The organism is Wolbachia endosymbiont of Drosophila baimaii (assembly GCF_028982185.1).
GTDB classification, from domain to species: domain Bacteria; phylum Pseudomonadota; class Alphaproteobacteria; order Rickettsiales; family Anaplasmataceae; genus Wolbachia; species Wolbachia pipientis.
Map to the genome: position 1 here is coordinate 1 of NZ_JAPQLE010000042.1, position 2,874 is coordinate 2,874.

Sequence of the window (2,874 nt, forward strand, 5' to 3'; positions counted from 1 at the left end):
GCCGCCGTTTACCGGGGCTTCAATTCAGTGCTCTCACACCTCCTCTTAACCTTCCGGCACCGGGCAGGCGTCAGACCCTATACGTCGTCTCTCGACTTCGCAGAGTCCTGTGTTTTTAATAAACAGTCGCTACCCCCTGGTCTGTGCCACCCGCAAATGGTTGCCCACTCACGGGTCTCGCTTATCCCGAAGTTACGCGAGTAATTTGCCTAGTTCCTTCAGCATCGTTCTCTCAAGCGCCTTGGTATGCTCTACCAGTCCACCTGTGTCGGTTTAGGGTACGGTCTATACGCCAGAGCTATTTCCTGGAATGCTCAAAAAGCCAGTCCAATCCGATAAGGACTGACAACATCTCGCATTCGTCACTTCTGGCAGGTTCAGGAATATTAACCTGATTTCCATCGACTACGGCTTTCGCCCTCGCCTTAGGGGCCGACTAACCCTGCGTGGATTAACCTTGCGCAGGAAACCTTGGACTTACGGCGACAGTGTTTCTCGCACTGTTTGTCGCTACTCATGTCAGCATTCGCACTTCCGATATCTCCAGAGAGAGTCACCCCGTCTCCTTCACAGACTTACGGAACGCTCCGCTACCGCGCATACAAAGTATGCACCCACAGCTTCGGCACGTGGCTTGAGCCCCGTTACATTTTCGGCGCAGGGTTTCTATTAGACCAGTGAGCTATTACGCTTTCTTTAAAGGATGGCTGCTTCTAAGCCAACCTCCTGGTTGTTTTGGAATCCCCACATCCTTTCCCACTTAGCCACGATTTAGGGGCCTTAGCTGGTGGTCTGGGCTGTTTCCCTCTCGACAATGGACCTTAGCACCCACTGTCTGTCTGCCAGGCTAAACTTCCGGGTATTCGGAGTTTGGTTAGGTTTGGTAAGGCTTTGGGCCCCCCTAGCCCATCCAGTGCTCTACCCCCCGGGGTCAACACCTGACGATCTACCTCAATAGATTTCGCGGAGAACCAGCTATCTCCGAGTTTGATTGGCCTTTCACCCCTAACCACAGCTCATCCCCGACTTTTTCAACAGGCGTGGGTTCGGTCCTCCAGTGCGTGTTACCGCACCTTCAACCTGGCCATGGCTAGATCACTCGGTTTCGGGTCTTCTGCCAGCAACTCGTCGCCCTATTCAGACTCGCTTTCGCTACGCCTACACCTACCGGCTTAAGCTTGCTGCAAACAGAAACTCGCTGACCCATTATACAAAAGGTACGCCGTCACCCCATAAGAGGCTCCGACTGCTTGTAGGCGTCCGGTTTCAGGTCTCTTTCACTCCCCTCGTCGGGGTGCTTTTCACCTTTCCCTCACGGTACTTGTTCACTATCGGTCACTAGAGAGTATTTAGGCTTGGAGGGTGGTCCCCCCATGTTCAGACAGGGTTTCACGTGCCCCGCCCTACTCAAGGACCATAAGAAGCATTACGCATAAGGGGCTATCACCCACTATGGCTGCACTTTCCAGAGCATTCTGCTTGTCTTCTCATGGCCACTGGCCTGTTCCGCGTTCGCTCGCCACTACTAGCGGAATCTCAATTGATGTCTTTTCCTCCAGGTACTGAGATGTTTCAGTTCCCCGGGTTTGCCTCCCACACCTATGTATTCAGTGAGGGATCCTCTTGCGAGGGGGTTGCCCCATTCGGATATCCACGGATCAAAGCCTACTCGCGGCTCCCCGTGGCTTTTCGCAGCGTGCCACGTCCTTCATCGCCTTCTAGTGCCAAGGCATCCACCGAACGCCCTTCTCGCACTCACTTGCTCCCATGCACAGAAACCATCCATACCAAGGCAGAACCCCGATATCTCAGGAAACATGCACGACAACTCATTCAAGCGCGTCACATTTCAAAATCGCATATGAACGCTTTCGCCAAAATCCCTTAACACAAACTGATTGCTCAGCTCATGGGTCAGACCAACCCAGGATTTCGGCACGCCCACATACGCACCAACCGATTCACACTGACAAAGAACACATCACCAGACACTTTCTCAAACCCGCTGCACCGCAGTCAGATAAAAGAAGGTCCGATCTCTCCAAACCTCTCTCGATGAGATCCATAAAACAAAGTAACTTTGGCAGGCGCCGAAGCACCACAATCCTCAATTACTCGTTCCACCAAACATGGTGGAGGCAGACGGGTTCGAACCGACGACCCCCTGCTTGCAAAGCAGGTGCTCTCCCAGCTGAGCTATGCCCCCAAACCTGGTGGGCCAGGGAGGACTTGAACCTCCGACCCCACGCTTATCAAGCGTGTGCTCTAACCAACTGAGCTACTAGCCCAAACCCAGTCCAATCTGCGAGTTGAAAACTCACAGTCAGATCTCATCGTAGAAAGGGATATGTTGACGGCGCTTCCGCTCCAATGGAGCAGCTCAGTCAGACCTGAGCGCCTTTGCCGATCCTGCAGCAAAGGACTTTTTATTCGGAATTCTTCAAACCAGATCAGTTGCCCAACCCGGTATCGAAAAATATCCTTGAAAGGAGGTGATCCAGCCGCAGGTTCCCCTACGGCTACCTTGTTACGACTTCACCCCAGTCGCTGACCCGACCGTGGTCGGCTGCGTCCTTGCGGTTCGCTCACCGGCTTAAGGTCAAACCAACTCCCATGGTGTGACGGGCGGTGTGTACAAGGCCCGGGAACGTATTCACCGCGGCATGCTGATCCGCGATTACTAGCGATTCCACCTTCATGCACTCGAGTTGCAGAGTGCAATCCGAACTGAGACGGCTTTTAGAGATCAGCATGGTGTCACCACCTAGCTTCCCACTGTCACCGCCATTGTAGCACGTGTGTAGCCCAGGACATAAGGGCCATGAGGACTTGACGTCATCCCCACCTTCCTCCGGCTTGTCACCGGCAGTCTCT

General features: G+C 53.7%; 2 tRNA genes and 2 rRNA genes. All 4 read right to left on the reverse strand.

Annotated features, from left to right (window positions below):
• Positions 1 to 1,760, reverse strand: a 23S ribosomal RNA gene (locus tag OZD66_RS01420); the annotation flags it as partial.
• 370 nt (positions 1,761 to 2,130) lie between these two features.
• Positions 2,131 to 2,206: transfer RNA gene (locus OZD66_RS01425), tRNA-Ala, on the reverse strand.
• A gap of 5 nt (positions 2,207 to 2,211) precedes the next feature.
• Positions 2,212 to 2,288 (reverse strand) — tRNA-Ile (locus OZD66_RS01430).
• Between the two features lie 197 nt (positions 2,289 to 2,485).
• Positions 2,486 to 2,874 (reverse strand): 16S ribosomal RNA (locus OZD66_RS01435); the annotation flags it as partial.